This is a genomic window from Mycoplasmatota bacterium (genome assembly GCA_018394295.1).
GTDB lineage: Bacteria > Bacillota_I > Bacilli_A > Haloplasmatales > Haloplasmataceae > JAENYC01.
This window is the reverse complement of the sequence record CP074573.1, coordinates 819,838-839,733: the sequence shown is the minus strand read 5'-3', so window position 1 is coordinate 839,733 and position 19,896 is coordinate 819,838. Positions and strand designations below refer to the sequence as shown.

The following is a 19,896-nucleotide window of genomic DNA, read 5'->3' as shown; positions in this document are numbered from 1 at the left end:
TTATATAGTAATATCTCATTATTTTTTTTGTTTCCAAAATATAAAATATTTAACAATTAATTTTTCTCCATCTTACTTTTAATTTTAAACGAAGTCAACATAATAAATAATGAATGACTTAAAATGTAATGGAGGGAGAAAAGTGCTTAGTAAGGATGTATTAAGAAATGTAGAAATATTATATCGAAGTGATAATTACCATGATTTTATAAACATAGAATACTTAACAGAAAATACATTTGATGTAAAAGAACATTCTTGCTTTATTTGCATAAAAGGGAATAAGTTTGATAGTCATGAACTCCTACATACATTTACTATCAAACCTATATTAATAATAGCGAATAAACAGATTAAAACTGATATTCCTTATGTGATTGTTTCTGATACTTTAAGCGTATTACCTTTAATTTGTGCTAATTTTTTTGAAAATCCAACCCATCACTTAGATTTAATAGGAATAACTGGGACAGATGGAAAAACAACGACCGCGCTTATTATTAAACAATTAATTGATAACTTTAAATCTTGCGCTTATATTGGCACAAATGGATTTATGTTTCAACAAATCCAATTAAAAAATTCATTAACGACTCCTAAACCAAATATACTTCAACAATTTTTATCTGAAGTCCTTAAGAAAAAAATACCTTATGCAACTCTTGAAGTTTCAAGTCAGGGTTTAGATCTACATCGTGTTGATTACCTTAAATTTAAAGTTGCGGTTTTTACCAACTTAACACACGAACATCTTGACTATCATAAAACCATTGAAAATTATTTTCTATCAAAATTAAAATTATTTCAAATGCTTAGTGAAGAAAGTTATGCTGTGGTTAATTTAGATAGTGAGCCATATGCCTCTAAAATTATGACTGAAACAAAAGCAAAGGTCCTTACTTATGGTAAACATGTTGATAGTGACTTTCGTATTAGTCATACCAAAACAACTTTTAAAGAAACAACATTTGATTTAATCCTAAAGGATGAAATTTACAAAAATATACGTTTAAACCTTTTTGGTGATTATAATGTATATAATGTAACCGCTGCTTTAGCAACCTGCCATGCCTTAGGATTTTCTCTTGATAATATGATACCAAAACTTCAGTCGCTTCAAGAAATTGATGGTAGAATGCATATTGTCAATTGTGGACAACCATTTCCTGTCATAATTGATTTTGCACATACACCAAATGCTTTAAACAGTTTGCTGTCTAATATTAGTCAAGTAAAGGGTAAAAACTTAACGGTAGTTTTTGGAAGTGCAGGTGAACGAGATCAATCAAAACGCCCATTAATGGGTAAAGTCGTTGATGCTTATGCTTCAAATATTATTTTGACAAGTGAAGATCCAAAAAGCGAAGATACACTTGACATCATTTCCGATATAACTAAAGGAATTAAGAATGTGTTTAAAGTTAGTGTTATTCCTAATCGTAAAAAAGCAATCATAAAAGCGTTAGAAATGGCCACACACGATGATATTGTTGTTATCACTGGAAAAGGAAATGAAAAATATGAAATTTTTAATGGTTATATTATTGAACATAATGATATTGATATTGTCGAAAATTATCTTCAAGATAAATATCAGGAACAATACATTTATAGTATTGCCAATATGTAGAAATTAATTAAAAAACACACTAAAAAGTGTGCTTTTTTTTGATATAACTAACTTACTACAATATTGACGATTTTATTTTTAACATAAATGACTTTACGAATTTGTTTATTTTCTGTATGTCTTATCACATTTTCTTGACTTAAAGCTAAGGCTTTTACCTCTTCTTCTATAGTATCAGGTGTTACATGAATTCTATCTCTTAATTTTCCATTAATTTGAACCGCGATTTCAATCGTTTCTGCAACCAATTTTGTTTCATCATAAGTTGGCCATGCTTCATAACTGATTGTGTCATGATTACCTAATATTGACCAAATTTCTTCTGTAATATGTGGTGCAATTGGATTCAATAGTTTTATAAATCCTAAAGCATATTCACGTGGCATATATTCAGCTTTATACGCCTCATTCACAAAAATCATCATTTGAGATATTGCTGTATTAAAGTTTAGAGTTTCATAATCTTCAGTAACTTTTTTTACGGTTTGATGGTAAATTCGCGTTAACTTATCATTTTCTTTATCAATGATATGACTTGATTGAGTATTTTCTTCTGTCACAAATAAACGCCATACTCTTTCTAAGAAACGTCTTGCTCCATCAAGACCTGTTGTACTCCATGGTTTACTAGCATCGAGTGGACCCATAAACATTTCGTAAATGCGTAAACTATCTGCTCCATGAGATAGAACGATATCATCAGGGTTAATCACATTTCCTCTTGATTTGCTCATCTTCTCATTGTTTTCACCTAAAATCATCCCTTGATTAAATAGCTTTTGGAATGGTTCTTTATTATGAAGAAGTCCACAATCATATAACACTTTATGCCAAAATCTTGCATAAAGCAAATGACCAACAGCATGCTCAGCTCCACCTACATATAGATCAACTGGCAACCATTTTTCTAGGCGTTTTTTCGCTTCTTCACTAGCTAATGGAAGGAAACTTCCATCCCCTTGATTTAAAATATATCCTATATAATACCAACAACTTCCTGCCCACTGTGGCATTGTATTGGTTTCTCGTCGGCCTTTAACGCCATCTTCTCTTACGACATCTAACCAATCAGTTGCTTTAGCAAGTGGACTCTCACCTGTATTTGAAGGTTTAAAGTTACTTACTTCAGGTAAAGCAAGTGGTAATTCACTTTCATCTAACACGGTTATGGTTCCATCTTCCCAATGAATCACTGGGAATGGTTCTCCCCAATAACGTTGACGACTAAACAACCAATCTCTTAATTTATAATTGATCTTTTTTGCACCTAAGTTATGTTCTTCTAAATACTCAATCATTTTAGCGATTGCTTCTTCATTATGTAAACCATTAAGGAATGAAGAATTAATGTGTTCATCATCACCTGTGTATGCTTTTTTTGATATATCACCTTTTACGACTTGAATAATTGGTAAATCGTATTTTTTAGCAAATTCATAATCTCTTTCATCATGTCCAGGTACTGCCATAACTGCACCTGTTCCATAACTAATAAGCACATAATCACCAATCCATATTGGAAGTAATTCTTTCGTAACGGGATGAATTGCATAACCACCAGTGAATACACCCGTTTTTTCTTTATTCAATTCGGTTCTTTCTAACTCAGTTTTTGCTTTTGAAGTAGCAATATATTCTTCTACAGCTAACTTATTTTCATCTGTTGTAATCTCTTTTACAAATGGATGTTCTGGCGATAAGACAACATAAGATGCCCCAAATAGAGTATCTGCTCTTGTTGTAAAAACTTCGATATCTAAATCATAATTATTTACCTTAAAGAGGATTTTAGCTCCAACGCTTTTTCCAATCCAATTACGCTGCATTTCTTTAAGTCCATTAGGCCAATCTAATGTATCTAAATCTTCTAGCAAACGATCAGCATATTTAGTTATTTTTAACACCCATTGTTTCATTGGACGTTTCACAACAGGGAATCCACCAACTTCAGATACCATAATGCCATTATCATTTAATACTTCTTCATTAGCTAATACGGTTCCTAATTCTTCACACCAATTGACATTCTCTTCTCTAATTTCTGCTAATCCTTTTTTAAAAAGTAAAGTGAAAATATACTGTGTTGTTTTAAAAAATTGAGGATCCGTCGTATTTAACTCTTTATCCCAATCATAACTTAATCCTAATGATTGAATTTGACGACGAAAATTGTCAGTATTTTGCGTCGTAAATTCTCTTGGATCATTTCCTGTCTTTATCGCATATTGTTCAGCTGGTAAGCCAAATGCATCCCACCCCATAGGATGTAAAACATTATATCCTTGCATTCTTTTCATGCGTGACACAATATCAGTTGCTGTATATCCTTCAGGATGGCCTACATGTAGCCCTGCTCCTGATGGATATGGAAACATATCTAAGCAATAAAATTTTTCTTTTTCTGCATCATCTCTGGTTTTGAATGTTTTGTTATTAATCCAATAATCTTGCCATTTCTTCTCGACTTTTTTATGATGATAAGTCATTTTTTATACCTCCTAAATTTTAATATAAAAAAACGCCCTTATATTCTAAGGACGCTTATAAACGTGGTACCACCCTAGTTGTGAGAAAATCTCACCACTCGATTACTTTTAACGCAAGTAAAACGATATACACTACTAGAACTTAATCGTTGGCATATATAACTCCATGGCTAGTTCGCAATTCTTTCCCTGACTTTCCACCAACCAGTCAGTCTCTAGTTGAAAAGTAATTGTTACTACTCCAATTCATCGTCTTTCATTACATATATTATATTATATAATTATTACTAAGTTTATGCAATATTTTTTTACAAAAAGTAAATATTTAAAATTCTTTGTTTTTTGGTAGAGATGAATAGATAGCGATATAAACATAAATAAAGGTTAATGTTGGTATCATAAAAGTATTAACGACATTAAATTGAAGTAAATCTAATATAACTCCAATAGTTACTGGTAAGGTATGTGCAAAGATAGTTATCTTAAATAATTCTATAAATTTAAATTGAAAACGTTTATAAAACAAATAAAATAATAAACTATATAATAAAATTTCAAGTGATTTTATTATAAATGAAAATGTTATATTAATTGCTAAAATAATTGGTGTTAATTTAACTAGTATTTGATTAAACCCACGGATAAATAAAAGGAATAAACTATCACTTGGATTATTAGATGCTTTAATTTCTTTAAAATCGAAACTTTGCCACTTACTTGGTGTGTCTTTATAATTAATAATGACTTCTGTACCAAATCTATCTTTGATTTTTATGTTTTTTTCAGTTAATTTTACCGTATAATAATAATTTGAATGACCCATCGTATCATCTACATCTGAGACGATATTAAACAAATTCAAAACAACCCCAATTTCTTTGGTCTCTGATGCCTCATCTTCACAAGTATATGTCCCATTATTCAATGAACAATCAGGTAAATCCTTTGCGTTATCAAAATTAAAACCATATAGAATTTCTACTTGTGATTTATCCGCTATTGTTAATTCAGGACTTTTTATCCTATCGATAATCGGTACAATAATAGAAAATAACGATAATATTAATAAATATAGGAGAACTTTTAAAAGATGGGTGTGTTTAAATTGATTTAATGTTGATGGGTGAAATAATATTTTATTTAATTTTTCTGTCATAAATGTACCACCTCTAAGATTACTATTACTATTTTAACGCTTTTTTATATTTTTTTAAACATTATCTACAAAAATAAACAAAATTTTTACTTTTATGATAGAATAGATAAAGGTGATAATATGAATTTAATCTATAAACAAAAAAGATATTACAGTTTAAGTGAATATTATAAAAATAGATTTCAACAAAAAGTATTTAAAGTTTCATTAAATGCGAATTTTACCTGTCCAAATAAAACAGGTAAATCTGGATATGGAGGATGTACCTATTGTTCTCCTTTAGGAAGTGGTGATTATGCAGGAGATAAGCATGATAATCTCTTATCTCAATTTGACATAATTAAAGAGATGATGCATAAAAAATGGCCTGAAGCCAAATATATTGCTTATTTTCAAGCAAACACCAATACTTATGCACCTGTTTCTGAGTTAAGAAAGAAGTTTGAACTTGTCCTAAACTACCATCCTGACATTGTTGGTTTAGCTATTTCAACTCGTCCTGATTGTTTAGAGGACGATATTGTAGACTATTTAGCTGAGTTAAATCAAAAAACGAAGTTATTTGTCGAATTAGGCTTACAAACCATTCACGACAAAACTTCCAAATTAATAAACAGAGGCCATGATTACCATACATTTGTAGAAGGAGTAAAAAAATTACGGAAACATAATATTGAAGTAATCGTCCATATCATAAATGGACTCCCCTATGAAACCCAAGATGAAATGTTAGAAACTGTAAAAGAACTCGTTAAATTAGATATACAAGGGATTAAAATACATTTACTTCATGTAATTAAAAATACCAAAATGGGAAAAGATTATTTAATCAATCCATTTCCACTTATGACCAAGGAAGCCTATGTTGATACAGTTGTCAAACAACTAGAATTAATCCCACCACATGTTGTCATTCACCGTTTAACAGGGGATGCTGTCAGAGAGGATTTAATAGGACCTATGTGGAGTCTAAAAAAATGGGAAGTACTCAACGCAATTGATCATGAACTTAAAGTAAGAAAGACATATCAAGGACGGTGTTATCATGAATCTTGAAAGGATATTAAGATATTCTAAAACACTCATAAAATCTTGTACAGGTGAAGGCGACCTAGTAATCGATGCAACAGTAGGAAATGGGAATGATACATTATTTTTATCACAATTAGTAAAAGAGAATGGCCATGTATTTGGTTTTGATATCCAAGAACAAGCCATCAATCAAACAAAAAAATTACTGGGTGAAAATAACTGTCAAAATGTTTCTCTTTTCCAAATCGGTCATGAACAGCTTAAAAAAACAATTCCCTTAAAATATCATGGACAAATAGCAAGTGCTATTTTTAATTTAGGATATCTTCCTCATGGTGATAAATCCATCACAACAAAAAAAGAAACAACCATAATAGCCATTCAAGAACTTTTATTGCTATTAAAACTAAATGGCATTATCATATTAGTTATTTATTCTGGTCATCCTGAAGGTAAAGAAGAAAAAGAGACACTACTTAATTATGTTAAAACCTTAAATCAAAAACAATATCAAGTTTTAATGTATCGTTTTATCAATCAAATAAATGATGCACCATTTATTATTGCGATAGAAAAAATTAAAGAATTATCATAGTTCAATAGTAAGAAATGAAAAGAGGATATCCTAGATAAGATAGCCTCTTTTTTTTGTTCTATATTTTAATTTATATTACGATTCTTTTTATATGTGGTGGTAGAATTGTGGTTACTTCATAAGAAATTGTATCTAAATATTTCGCAATATCAATCGCATTAACATGAGGACCAATAAGTTGAACTTCATGATTGAGGCTATTATGTGGAAGTTTAACCATCATTGAATTCATACAAACAGAACCAATAACTTCACAATAATGACCATCAACATAAACCTTTCTACCAACATTACTTCTAATAATTCCATCACTATATCCACAAGGTAATACCCCTATCCATGTATTTTTATCAGCCTCAAAATTAGCATTATAACCAACTATTTCATTAGGTAGTACTTCTTTCTTAATCATAATAGTAGAATACATCGATAAAGCAGGAATTACCCCACTACTTTCACATAAACCATATAATCCTAATCCAATCCGAACATGTGTTGATTCTTCTAGGTCCCAACTATTTAAAGTAGCGTTAGTACTACATAAATGAACATATTCAAAAGAATATGGCATTGAATGAAAAATATCCTTAAACACATCTTGTTGTTTTTGACTATAGTCTTTATTACCAGGTGTATGAAAATGTGTATAGACTCCAATTGCTTTAATATGATCGCTTTTACTGATAAATGATAGTACTTCTTGATAGGCATCTTTCGTTTTTAATCCCATTCGATTCATACCTGAATCAATTTTAAGATGAACTTTAACGATTTTGTCAGTGTCTTTTAGTTTATCATGAACGTTCATCACATCCTGAATATTACTCACAGTTACCATTAGGTCATTCTTAACTGCCTGATGAACATATTCAGGGTTTAATGGATTTAAAACAAGAATCGGTATTTTTATACCAGCTTGCCTCAAAGTTACTGCACTATCTAAAGAAGCTACCGCAAAGAGATCCGCTTCTTTTTCTAAAACATTAGCGACTTCAAGTAATCCATGCCCATATGCATTACTTTTAATAACAGCGATCAATTTTTTTTGACTGATTTGTTTAAAAAACTGTGCGTTGTGAGTTAATGCATCACGACTAACTTTAATATAAGTATCACAATATTGATTCATTTTTTATCCCCTCAAACTCTATATTTTTATTTAAAAAGAAAAAATGCCAAAGGCATTAATTCTGTTGATGATATACGTTATAGACATCCCTTTTAGCTACTTTTCTTTCAACAGCAACCTTTTTAATCGCATCATTTTTTGATAATCCAGTTTCCATATAATAATTCACATGTTCAATGACCCCCATCTCTAATAATGAATTATCTGGATGTTGTGGATGAGTATTAGCCTCAACAATGATAACGATTTCTCCCCTAATCTCATCATAATATGAGCTAACATCATTAATCAAACCCCGATACACTTCCTCATAGCGTTTCGAGATTTCACGTACTATCGCACAACTTCTTTCCTCAAATATTTCACTCATTAAAGCGATGGTCTCCTTAAAACGATGAGGTGACTCATAAAACACCATCGTATAAGGATGAAATTTTAACTCTTTTAATTGATTTCTCTTTGATTGTTTTTTATGTTCTAAAAACCCAAAGAAAGTAAAGGGTTGTGGTGCTAAACCTGAACTAATAAGCGCACTAATCACTGCGCTCGCCCCAGGAATAGGAACAACATCGATATTATTTTCAATCGCTAGACGAACCATTTCATATCCAGGGTCAGAAATACAAGGTGTTCCTGCATCACTAACTAAAGCAATATTATTTCCTTCAATAATTTTATTAATGAGGTTTATACCTGCTTCATACTTATTATGTTCATGATAACTAATCATTGGTTTTTTTATTTCGTAATAGTTTAAGAGTTTAATAGTAACCCGTGTGTCTTCACAAGCAATATAATCTACCTTCTTTAATGTATCAAGTGCTCTAAAAGTAATATCACCTAAGTTACCGATTGGTGTAGCCACCAAATATAATTTTGCATTATCTTTTTCAAAACTTTTTTGAATATTCATATTCATCACCTATCAAGTATTTCTTTTTAGTATTTCTTTAATTAACCATTTCAAACCACATTATTAATGGAACTAATCATTTTTATCCCATTATATTCCTCAGTCGTGATTGACCTAAATCCAATATCTTTCAAACAATCACCTACATCATATGTCATAAATGTTTTAAATTTCTTATTTATAAAAATCTTTTGATAAACATTAATAAGAAACTGAGAAACAATATTTTTCGCTTTGGTACAATCAACAATAATTAATTTTTTATTAACCTTAAGAATTGATTTAATCTTTTTTAGTATACCGATCATTTCATCAATCGGTAAACCATTTAAAACAAAAACAAGGGTAATAACATCAAATTTTTCTTCATATGAATCCATATTAGATAAATTCATGAATTCAATGTTTTTTACATAATTTTCTCTCTTTTTTCTTTTAAGTAAACGCAAAAACTGATGATTATTTTCCATCCCGACTACATGCGCAAATGGTCTTTCTCTTGCGATTTTAAATGTCATAATTCCTGTTTTACAGTGAACATCCAAAATCCTTTTATCACTCACATTAATATGCTCCAAAATTTTATCTTTAAGATCTTCATAATTCATTATTATTTTCAAACAATAATCATAAAATTTCGCATAATAAAATCCTTTTTTAACCCATTCAATATTCATAATATCCCCTTTATGTATAAATTTAACCCTCATTTATAACCTACATTTTCATTATATTAATATTATTTAAATATGTCAATAAAAGAAAAAAAAGACCCGAAATCGGGTCTGTTAATTATACTTCTAGTGTTGATTCTGTATTATCCTCAGAAACAAATATATTTTTTGCATATTTATATAAGACAACTAAAACAACAACAGTTACAATAATGGTTGGAACCATATATATACCATTGTACAAAAGTGAATAGGTAAAAACATTTAATCCGAAAATTGTTTTTCCTCCAATTTCAATATGATCAGAAGCATACGCACCCCAAAATACAACCCCTGCTAAAACATGTGAACAATATCTAGCAAAACCTGCGAATAAAGCCCCAACAATTAAGGATACATAATTGATCTTTCTTTTATTCAAATAAGTAAAAATACTTGCTAATCCAACTAGCATATAAGGTACTGGATAATCTAATATGAATTGGAAAAATTGGAAAGCATGTCCACTCCAAATAACTTGGATTACACCAACAATTAAACCAGTAGCAAGTCCAGGAATAACCCCTCTTCTAAAAGAAATAACCATAATGGGTACCATTGCGATACTTAATGAACCTCCATTAGGTAAAGATGTAAAATTTGCTAAGTAATCTAGCACTAAAGCAAACGCTGCTAAAATTGAAATTTCAGTAATAATTAAAACAGTACGATTTTTATTCATTTGTTCCTCCTTAAATTTAAGGAAGCTATTTTTACCCTTGACTAAATAAAAAATCTCTTGAAATACAAGAGATTTAAAAAAGTCACACATGTATTCCCTACGCTAGCATTATCTAGACAGGTTCAACGGGTCGTTAACTCAATAACCTCTCAGCTTTATAGCTCCCCAGAATATTAAATTGTACGTATCTATTATACACATAAATCTAAATAATGTAAACCAATATAATTACTTATTTGATAATCGTAATAGCAGGATGATTAATATCCAATTTTTTAATCCCGTGACTAGCTGAAAAAGCAATAGTACAAATATCTTTATTTACATTCACAATAACACCTTCACCAAATCTTGAGTGAATTATTTTTGATCCACATTTAGCTTCTTTTACATTCTCTTTTTTCTTTTCAAAACTTTTTTCTTGATGCTTAATTGAGAAACTTGGTTTTTTTCTATCCATAACTTTTATTTTTTTAACCCCTTGATAACTCAATAAGTCATTATCAATTTCCCTAATAAATCTTGATTCAGGATTCACTTTATAATTACCATACATCTTTCTCATTTCTGAATTAGTAATAAATAATTCATCTTTAGCTCGTGTAATGGCAACATACATTAAACGTCTCTCTTCTTCTAATTCTTCTTTTGATACATCATAACCACCAAGCGGGAAAATATTATCCTCTACTCCGTAAATAAATACTAATGGAAATTCTAATCCCTTAGCCGCATGGATTGTCATCATTTTTACTGCGTTTTCTTTCTTTTGTTTTTTACCTGAGGATAAGGCAATATTATTTAATATTAAACATAATTTATCATAGGCAGTCAAGGTTTGATTGAGAAATAAACCTTGTTCATTTAAATCTTCCTCAACATCTAGGGTTAAGGTTTTAAATTCTTCTAAGTTCTCAATACGACTATTGGCTTCTTCTGTATTTTCTAGCTTTAACGTATGTAAGTAATTGGATTTGTCTAAAACAAGGTCAATAAAATCATTAATATCTATATCAACTAATTGACTTTGTAGAAATTCAATCATTTCAACAAAACCTAATAAACTTGTTTTTGCTCGATTAGATAAGGTATTTATTTCTTTAGCAGCATCAAATAATGAAATACCTTCTTCAAATGAATAACGTTTTAAAGATTCTAATGTAGAATTTCCAATTCCTCTTCTAGGTTCATTAACAACACGTAAAAAAGAAATATCATCATTTGTATTTACAATTAGTCTTAAATAAGCGCCTAAATTTTTAATTTCTTTACGGTCAAAGAAAGACACATTTCCAATAATTTCATAATCAATTTTATAACGATTAAGAACTTTTTCTAACGCTAAACTCATCGCGTTTGTTCGATATAAAATCGCAATATCATTTAATTGGTAATGATCTTGTTTTAATTTTTCCGTAATCTTTTGTGCAATATACTCAGTTTCAACATCACTACTAACCGCACGATAATAAACAACCTGCTTGTTAAGATCTTGTTTATTACTCCATAATTTTTTGACAAACTTTCCACTAGAATAATTATTTTTAATAACACAATTTGCACAATCTAATATGTTTTGATAAGAACGATAATTTTGTTCTAAATAAATGGTTTTGACTTGTACATTACTATTATTAAAATCTTTTTCAAACTCTAAAATATTTCTAATATCAGCACCACGCCAACTATAAATTGATTGGTCAGAATCACCAACCGCAAAAATATTATGATGTCTTTGCGCAAGTAATTTAACAATTTTAAATTGGGATAAATTGGTATCTTGATATTCATCAACTAATATAAATTGAAATTTATGTTGGTAAAAATTTAAAATTTCTTTATCTCTTTCAAACAAACGCAAGGTTAACATGATTAAATCATCAAAATCTAACGCATTAGCTTGCATTAATGCTTCTTGATACTTTTTATAAACTCTATTGACGATCTCAGTATAATCATCTTTAACATATTTTTTAAATTGCTCAGGAAAAACACACTCATTTTTCGCGTTAGAAATCGTATTTGCAATGCGTTTTGGTGGATAATGTTTTGAATCAATATTTAAATCACTTAACACTTTTTTAATGGCACTATTTGTATCATTACTATCATAAATTACAAAATTATGACGATAACCTAAAACATCAATATCTTGACGTAAGATATAGACACATAAAGCATGAAATGTTGATATATGCATATTTTTTGCTTTTTTCCCAACCAAAGAAATAACCCGTTCTTTCATTTCCTTAGCTGCTTTATTCGTAAAGGTAATCGCTAATATACTCGTTTCGCTAATCTTTTTTTCTTCAATTAAATTAGCAATACGATGAGTTAATACTTTTGTCTTCCCACTTCCAGCACCTGCCATCACAAGCATCGGACCTTCATAATGGTTAACGGCTTCAAGTTGTTGTGGATTTAAATTTTCTAATATTTGATTCATGATATCACCTTTTCTTAACGTTTTCTTAATTATATCAAACATCCGTTTGCATTACTATCATTTTATAATATTTTTTTGATTTCATCTCTTTTAGACGACCTTATAATTATAACAAAATTCCTTATAATAATAAATGATGAAATAAAAAAAGGAAGAAACCAATGGATATTAGTCAAATTTTAAAACTAAACATTAATTATAATAACATACTTATTAAAATCTTACAGGTTATACTGATTCTAATTGCTACAATGATAAGCTATTACTTAATTGGTATAATCATTAGAAGAATTTTTTCCTTATCTTTAAAAACAATTCGTTTTAACCGTACAGAACTCATTCGTAGGCGTCAAAAAACATTAGAGAAAATTGTCTTAAGTTTATGGCGTTATTTTGTCTATTTTGTCACTTTTTTAATTATCTTATCAACCATAGGAGTTAATATACAAACCATACTAGCAGGTGCTGGTATATTAGGTGTTGTTGTCGCTGTTGGAAGTCAAAATTTAATGAAAGATTTCTTAGAAGGATTTTTTAATGTCTTTGAAGATAATATTTCAGTCGATGATTATGTCGTAATAGACAATGTCGAAGGAAACATAATTGACATTGGTTTAAGGACTCTTAAAATAAAAAGTTTTACAGGTGAAGTTCATATTATTCCTAATTCTAAAATCGGTCATATTATAAATTATTCACTTGATGATGGTAAAGCACTTGTAGATATTCTTATTGATTATGAGTCAGATCTAAATAAAACAATGGAAGTCATTAAAAAATCTCTACTTCAAATTAAGGAAGCTAATACAAACATCTTGTCAATCCCTCTCATATTAGGTGTTAATCAACTTCAAAAATTAGGTTTTGAAGTAAGGATTATGTGTCAAACCGTTAGAGAAACTCATTGGGGAGTCCAACGTTATATCCGTGAAGAACTTTTAAAAGCATTTAAAAAAGAACAAATTAATATTGGAGTTAATCAAATAAAAATCAAAGGTGAAAAAATAGATAAAAATATATAAATACAAGAAAAGACGACTCAAAGGAAATCCTTACAAGTCGTCTTTAATAACATTCTATTTTATTTTAAACGAACTTTTTAATGAAACAATACGATTGAAGACAATTTTATTATCCAATGTGTCTTTTGGGTCAACCACAAAGTAACCATTACGAGTAAATTGGAATCTATCATAAGGTTTTACATCTTTTAATTCTGATTCAATAAATCCATTTAATACTTCTAAGCTATTTGGATTTAATTTCTCAATAAAAGGTAAGCCTTTTGATTCATCATTTTCAATTGTTAAGTGGTCATATAATCTAATCTCACATGGTATATTATGATTAGCATCAACCCAATGAATGGTACCTTTTACTTTTCTGCCAGTAAAACCTGTTCCTGATTTAGTTTCAGGATCATAAGTAGCATGTATTTCTTTAATATTTCCATTTTCATCTTTAATGACATCCGTACATTTAATAAAATAGGCATGTGCTAATCTAACTTCATTCCCTGGATAAAGACGACGATATTTTGGAATTGGAACTTCCATAAAATCCTCTTGTTCAATATATATTTCTCTTGAGAAAGGAATTTTTCTAGTTCCCATATTTTCTACTTCTTTATTAATTGGTTCCTCTAAATATTCAACTTCACCTTCAGGATAATTGGTAATCACAACTTTTAATGGTTTTAAAACAGCCATTGTTCTTGGTGCTTGTAATTTTAAATCTTCACGGATGTAATGTTCTAGTTGTTGATAATCAACAATACCATTTGATTTTGATATCCCTATATCAAACACAAAGTTCTTAAGCGCGTCTTTGGTATAACCTCTTCTACGCAACCCTCTAATGGTTGCTAAACGAGGATCATCCCATCCATCAACTAATTTATCTTGAACAAGTTTTCTAAGATTTCTTTTTGATAAAATCGTATTAGAAAGGTATAATTTTGAATACTCAATTTGTGTTGGAACATGTTCCATTTCACATTCTCTAACAAACCAATCATATAATGGTCTATGATCTTCAAATTCTAAAGAACACATAGAATGAGATATTCCTTCAATTGCATCAGATAAAGGATGAGCAAAATCATACATTGGATAAATACACCATTTATCACCTGTATTATGATGTTTACTATAGGTGATTCGATATATAATCGGATCTCTTAAATTAATATTCGGACTAGCCATATCTATTTTAGCCCGTAAAACCTTAGATCCTTCTGTAAATTCTTTATTTTTCATTCGTTCAAACAAATCTAAGTTCTCTTCAATCAAACGATTTCTATAAGGAGAATTTATACCAGGTTCAGTTAGTGTCCCCCTGGTTTCCCTAATTTCTTCAGGGGTTTGATCATCAACATATGCTAAACCCTTTTTTATTAGTAGTATCGCTCTTTTATACAGTTCATCAAAATAATTTGAGGCCCAGAATAAATTTTCCCATCTATAACCTAACCACTCAATATCCTCTTTTATCGCATTAACAAATTTTAGATCTTCTTTTACTGGATTGGTATCATCAAAACGTAAATTAGTCTTACCTCTAAACATCTTTGCTGTTTCAAAATGAAGTGCTATACCTCTCAAATGACCAATATGCAAGCATCCATTTGGTTCAGGTGGAAAACGCGTGATAACTTCATTGTATTTACCTGTTTCAAGATCTTCTCCTATTATTGTTGATATAAAATTCGATTCAAATGTTTTCTCCATTGTATCGCCTCCAGAATATTCATTTAATTATTATAACATGATAATTATTAAATGACTATAACTATTTCTAAATAATTTTATAGATGAATTCTGTGCCACTTGCATATTTTTGATACAAATCCATGCACAATTTAATATCTTCAATTAAACCTTTTTCACCATTAAAAGATATAATAAAAATCAAAACTTTTTTGGTTTCATTTGTAATCATCGTTCTCATGGTATCGCTTGTAGGCGTCCCAAATGGTCCAATTTGATCACAATAGACCGGAATATTTTCAATATTTATATTACCACGACCAATACCTTCATAAGCTTCATTTTGACCAATTCGTATCAAAATATCTCCTTCAATTTTATCCTCATCTAAGACAGCAACAGAACGCATGGTTTTTAAGGATAAGATATTTCCTAAATCTACGACATCATTGATACGATATAACTCATTTCCTTTAACTATACGTCTAAATAAAGATTCAACTGCTAAACGATATCGACTAGGGTCTTTTCCTAGAAGTTTATATCCTTTACGTGCAGCTTCAATATTAGTAATTTTTAAAACATCACTTAATGAATAGTTTGTTTTTATTTCCTCTTGTAAAGCAAAAATGATTTCATTTAAAAAACTCGTTTTTTCTACAGAACAGGTAAAAGAAATTACTCCTACTTTAAATTCTTTAACGGTATGTTTCAATTCTTCAGCTATATTAATTTTCTTCATTGTATCACCTTTATTATTTTATCTCATAATGATAAAGTTATTTTATAACCTATTCAATAATGAATAAAAAATAGGATATTCAATAATGACTATTGGATATATCCTATTTTTATATTGATTAATAGAAATTATTATAATAGATATAACCTAAATAAATCGTTAATCCTAGCGTACCTGCTTTAAGTAAAAACTGAAAGAAAAGCAACCAATGATATTTTTTTCTAAAATCAATGATTTTCTTTTCAACATGTTGAGAATAACCTGTCAATTTCTTAAGTACAACATTAGGATCAAATATTTTTTTAATTTTAAAACTTTTTTTATTATGTGCATTAGTCGTTTTTAATAAATGACGTTTCACTTTTTTATGTTGAGTTACGAAGCCATCGAAAATCTTTTTAAATTCATCATTTATAAATACTTCAGCATTACTCCCTACTTTTCTTAATATATCGAAATACGTCCTTAATAATATAATATACAATACAGTAATCAACGATAAATAAATTAAAATAATCAAGAGATTAAAATATAAGGGGGTTTCAATCATAATATAAAAATTAGTAATATAATCTTTAATAAAAGGAGTTTTTTTCAAATAACTAACTCTTTTACTTAAGAATATAGAAATAATGCAAATAAGTGAAAACAAGTAAACAAACATAAAGCGTATTTTTTTAATTTTTTTACTCTTTATTTCAGTAGTTTTTTCTAACATCATTTTCTTTTGAAATTCAATGTTTTCTTTAAAATCTTTATCCCAATACTTAACTAAATCTTTCACAATTCTTCTTCTTTTACCTTTGCGAATCTTTTTGTCTTTAACAACTTCACCTAATACTCTAGAGTTAACTAATTTTTTATGATAAAAGTAAACTTGTTCTAAAGTTGTAATCTCTACTTGTGTATCTTTAGAAAAGTAAGGATTAAAAGGGGTATAAACTTTTAATTTTCTTTTCATTGCTTCTTGTGCTAAAGTATCATTTGGGTTAACTTTAATTTTACCCATTAACATCACCTACTTCGCTCAATGAATCCTTAATTGCCTGAACTCTTTCATCATCACTATTTTTAAACATCTCATTAAAATAGTCTTCTAAGACATCCACTACTTCTTTTTCCATGAGTGGACGATTTGTATCGGGTTGATCAGTTATTAAATATTCAAGATAAGATTGAATGTCTCCATCCTCATCATCAGTTAAAGCATACATCAATTCAATAAAGAAATCTTCTGTGATAATGACTTTATTAAATGCATCATCTATACTACATACATTTTTATCACAATGCTTTGTTAAAAGATCTTGCATATCTTCTGCAGTATAAGTTTGCATAATACCATTTTCATCTGGTTTTAAAAGATATAATGGTATAACAATTTTAACAAGTGTTCGATAGATAGGTTCATCATCCATGAGTTTCATATTAGCTTCATCTAACAATTTAAACGTGTCGATTACATACATTGCCATTAAAGGTGTACGTTCTAATGGAGGCATAAAGTTAAAATTCTTTAAGGTTGAAGCAATTAACTTATATTTAAAAGGTAATTGTTCTGGCATTGTGTTCATAATTGGTTCATATATTTCTGTGTAGTTTTTAACGAATTTTCCAATTGAAACTAACTTTTGGTCTAACTCATCATTATCTAATTGATATAATTCAAAGAATAAACCCTCTGTATTTTCATTCGCATGATCTATAACTAATTGATCAATAATTGTTTTCATATTATCATCATTTAATAAATTAGCGATATCATAACTTCCACCTAAAGTTTCTTTTAGCCATTTATTAACGACTAAGTAGATTTCTGATGATTTATGGGCTTTTTCTAAAGTAGATTTCATACTAATATCATCTGTATGATTGTAAATATAATCATACTTATCATTAAAGGCTTCGATTAATTCATCATTTGTTAAATTAGATAAATCGACATCATCTTCACTTACCCACATAATAAGTCCCTTATAAGGAAGAATAGAACTTAATTCTTCGCTCATACATTGTGATGGATCATTAACATATGCATGTAATAGTGGATACTGACCAGTTCCAGGTGTATATTCACAAGTATTATCAACTTGTTGTTCATATCCATCTAAAGTCGTTTCTAAATCAGTAACAACATTGTAATATTCTTTTAATTTATTGACATCAACAACCTCCATAAAAGTAGATAGTGAGTTAGAAGCATTTAATACTGGTTGTGATGAATTTACTAAACGACCTATCTGTGTGTATGGTGGTGGATACTTTAAAACAAGATTCGTAGAAAATTGATTCGTAGATGTAAATCCTAAGATAAAAAATGGGAGTATCAAAATTGATATAATAACATAAAATCTGATAATCGCAATTAATCCACCTAGTTTATTATTAAATTTTCCTAATTTATAGGTAACAATCTCAGATTGAATTCTTTTTTGAACAAATTTTATAATTAATCCGATGATAAGATATGTTCCAAAAAAGGCTATAAAAGTAGATAAAAACATAATAAATGTATTAAAATAAGCCATGCCATTTATAAAGCTAACTTTTTCAATTAATTTTTTAAATTGACCAGATTTGTAAATCCATCTTGAGATTGGACCACCTAGGTAAAAAACAACAATAAAGGGTATGTATATCTTAATTAATTTAATTAATTCGACATTAGCACCTGTTATATATCCTATCATAATAAATGTTATCATGATGAGAATAAACAATATATCGAAATTTAATCCTAAAGTAACCACAAGAAATCCCCCTTACTTTATTTAATTAAATTTATTATAGCAAAATTTACCATAATATAAAAGGATAAATCTATATAAAATATAAAAAGACAGATAACATTTTGTTTCACTGTCTTTCACTAAATATCAATAAATATTAATGAGATTCTATATTATGATTATTGTGTAAAACATTTTTTTTAATAAAAAATCTTGTATATTCTTCGATTTTATTTTAAAATAATAAGACAATCTTATAAGGAGAGCACGAATGAATAAAAAATTAAACATAGTAACTATTCTAACTAGTATATTCATCACATTTGTATTAATTATTATTGCTGTTAAATTTACGTTACATTTTAGACCTCTATATTATTTTGATATTAATTATTTAGATATTCCAAAAGCAGCACAAATGCCTAGATCTGAAATCATTAGGAATTACGATGCCCTCATTGATTATCTTAAGACTTTTAACCATGATGAGTTAAAATTACCTACCTTACCAATGAGTGAACGTGGTAAAATTCATTTTGAAGATGTTAAAATTCTTCTTCAAAAATTAGATTATATCTTGTATTTTTCTCTTGTATTATCACTTATTGGTATTTTTTATATAAATAGATATAAAGATTATTTATTTTTGAGGTACACTTCATTTCTATTGATTGGAATCCCATTTGTCCTTATTTTCCCTCTATTATTTAACTTTAATGAAATTTTTACTTTTTTTCATCAATTGACCTTTAGAAATAATCATTGGTTATTTGATCCTGTAACAGATCCCATCATATATTTATTACCTGAAAGGTATTTCATGCATACCGCAGTTCTATTATTAATCATCATTGCATTAGAAAGTATATTAATGAATTACTTATATCATCTTCATTTAAAAAGATATATGTAAAAAAGAGGACCATACCGTAAGT

At 28.7% G+C, this 19,896-nt stretch carries 16 protein-coding genes, 1 riboswitch and 1 other annotated feature; of the genes, 5 read left to right on the top strand and 11 right to left on the bottom strand.

Going from position 1 to position 19,896, the window contains the following annotated elements:
* Positions 1-142 precede the first annotated feature (142 nt).
* Complete coding sequence (locus tag KHQ81_03685; protein QVK18825.1) at positions 143-1,630, top strand: UDP-N-acetylmuramoyl-L-alanyl-D-glutamate--2,6-diaminopimelate ligase; 1,488 nt, start codon at positions 143-145, stop codon at positions 1,628-1,630.
* 47 nt (positions 1,631-1,677) lie between these two features.
* On the opposite strand, the gene leuS is transcribed toward KHQ81_03685, so the two are convergent.
* Both leuS and KHQ81_03675 read right to left on the bottom strand, forming a co-directional pair.
* On the bottom strand, positions 1,678-4,116 hold the full coding sequence (gene leuS / locus KHQ81_03680) for a leucine--tRNA ligase (GenBank protein QVK18824.1): 2,439 nt from the start codon (positions 4,114-4,116) through the stop codon (positions 1,678-1,680).
* 44 nt (positions 4,117-4,160) lie between these two features.
* Positions 4,161-4,375 (bottom strand) — a binding site (T-box leader).
* Between the two features lie 66 nt (positions 4,376-4,441).
* The gene (locus KHQ81_03675) at positions 4,442-5,272 is read right to left on the bottom strand and encodes a DUF1189 family protein (GenBank protein ID QVK18823.1); all 831 of its coding nucleotides are present in this window, start codon (positions 5,270-5,272) and stop codon (positions 4,442-4,444) included.
* Between the two features lie 120 nt (positions 5,273-5,392).
* Here KHQ81_03675 and KHQ81_03670 point away from each other — a divergent pair, with 120 nt between their 5' ends.
* Both KHQ81_03670 and KHQ81_03665 read left to right on the top strand, forming a co-directional pair.
* On the top strand, positions 5,393-6,328 hold the full coding sequence (locus KHQ81_03670; GenBank protein ID QVK18822.1) for a TIGR01212 family radical SAM protein: 936 nt from the start codon (positions 5,393-5,395) through the stop codon (positions 6,326-6,328).
* The gene (locus KHQ81_03665; protein ID QVK18821.1) at positions 6,318-6,899 is read left to right on the top strand and encodes a methyltransferase domain-containing protein; all 582 of its coding nucleotides are present in this window, start codon (positions 6,318-6,320) and stop codon (positions 6,897-6,899) included. Before KHQ81_03670 ends, KHQ81_03665 begins: the two co-directional genes overlap by 11 nt.
* Before the next feature lie 70 nt (positions 6,900-6,969).
* Here the strand turns inward: KHQ81_03665 and alr are convergent, their stop codons facing one another.
* The 5 genes from alr to KHQ81_03640 form a co-directional block, all read right to left on the bottom strand.
* On the bottom strand, positions 6,970-8,028 hold the full coding sequence (gene alr, locus KHQ81_03660; protein ID QVK18820.1) for an alanine racemase: 1,059 nt from the start codon (positions 8,026-8,028) through the stop codon (positions 6,970-6,972).
* A 55-nt stretch (positions 8,029-8,083) separates the two neighbouring features.
* On the bottom strand, positions 8,084-8,941 hold the full coding sequence (gene rsmI, locus KHQ81_03655; GenBank protein ID QVK18819.1) for a 16S rRNA (cytidine(1402)-2'-O)-methyltransferase: 858 nt from the start codon (positions 8,939-8,941) through the stop codon (positions 8,084-8,086).
* A gap of 50 nt (positions 8,942-8,991) precedes the next feature.
* Positions 8,992-9,618, bottom strand: a complete 627-nt coding sequence (locus KHQ81_03650) for a class I SAM-dependent methyltransferase (protein QVK18818.1) — start codon at positions 9,616-9,618, stop codon at positions 8,992-8,994.
* 115 nt (positions 9,619-9,733) lie between these two features.
* Positions 9,734-10,336: an energy-coupled thiamine transporter ThiT gene (gene thiT / locus KHQ81_03645; protein QVK18817.1), complete on the bottom strand. Its 603-nt coding sequence runs from the start codon at positions 10,334-10,336 to the stop codon at positions 9,734-9,736.
* A 77-nt stretch (positions 10,337-10,413) separates the two neighbouring features.
* Positions 10,414-10,514: riboswitch (TPP riboswitch) on the bottom strand.
* Positions 10,515-10,568: 54 nt separating this feature from the next.
* Positions 10,569-12,782 carry a UvrD-helicase domain-containing protein gene (locus KHQ81_03640; GenBank protein ID QVK18816.1) on the bottom strand — a complete coding sequence of 738 codons (2,214 nt, stop codon included), beginning with the start codon at positions 12,780-12,782 and terminating at the stop codon, positions 10,569-10,571.
* Between the two features lie 161 nt (positions 12,783-12,943).
* Between KHQ81_03640 and KHQ81_03635 the strand changes: the two genes are divergently transcribed.
* Positions 12,944-13,804, top strand: coding sequence for a mechanosensitive ion channel (locus KHQ81_03635; protein QVK18815.1), 861 nt, complete (start codon positions 12,944-12,946; stop codon positions 13,802-13,804).
* A gap of 54 nt (positions 13,805-13,858) precedes the next feature.
* On the opposite strand, the gene KHQ81_03630 is transcribed toward KHQ81_03635, so the two are convergent.
* The 4 genes from KHQ81_03630 to KHQ81_03615 form a co-directional block, all read right to left on the bottom strand.
* On the bottom strand, positions 13,859-15,511 hold the full coding sequence (locus KHQ81_03630) for a glutamine--tRNA ligase/YqeY domain fusion protein (GenBank protein QVK18814.1): 1,653 nt from the start codon (positions 15,509-15,511) through the stop codon (positions 13,859-13,861).
* A 67-nt stretch (positions 15,512-15,578) separates the two neighbouring features.
* Positions 15,579-16,232, bottom strand: a complete 654-nt coding sequence (locus KHQ81_03625; protein ID QVK18813.1) for a hypothetical protein — start codon at positions 16,230-16,232, stop codon at positions 15,579-15,581.
* Positions 16,233-16,350: 118 nt separating this feature from the next.
* Complete coding sequence (locus tag KHQ81_03620; GenBank protein ID QVK18812.1) at positions 16,351-17,241, bottom strand: hypothetical protein; 891 nt, start codon at positions 17,239-17,241, stop codon at positions 16,351-16,353.
* Positions 17,234-18,982, bottom strand: coding sequence for a CvpA family protein (locus tag KHQ81_03615; protein ID QVK18811.1), 1,749 nt, complete (start codon positions 18,980-18,982; stop codon positions 17,234-17,236). Before KHQ81_03615 ends, KHQ81_03620 begins: the two co-directional genes overlap by 8 nt.
* A 250-nt stretch (positions 18,983-19,232) precedes the next feature.
* On the opposite strand from KHQ81_03615, the gene KHQ81_03610 reads away from it, so the two are divergent.
* Entirely contained in the window at positions 19,233-19,874 is a 642-nt protein-coding gene (locus tag KHQ81_03610) for a TIGR01906 family membrane protein (protein QVK18810.1), read from the top strand.
* Positions 19,875-19,896 lie beyond the last annotated feature (22 nt).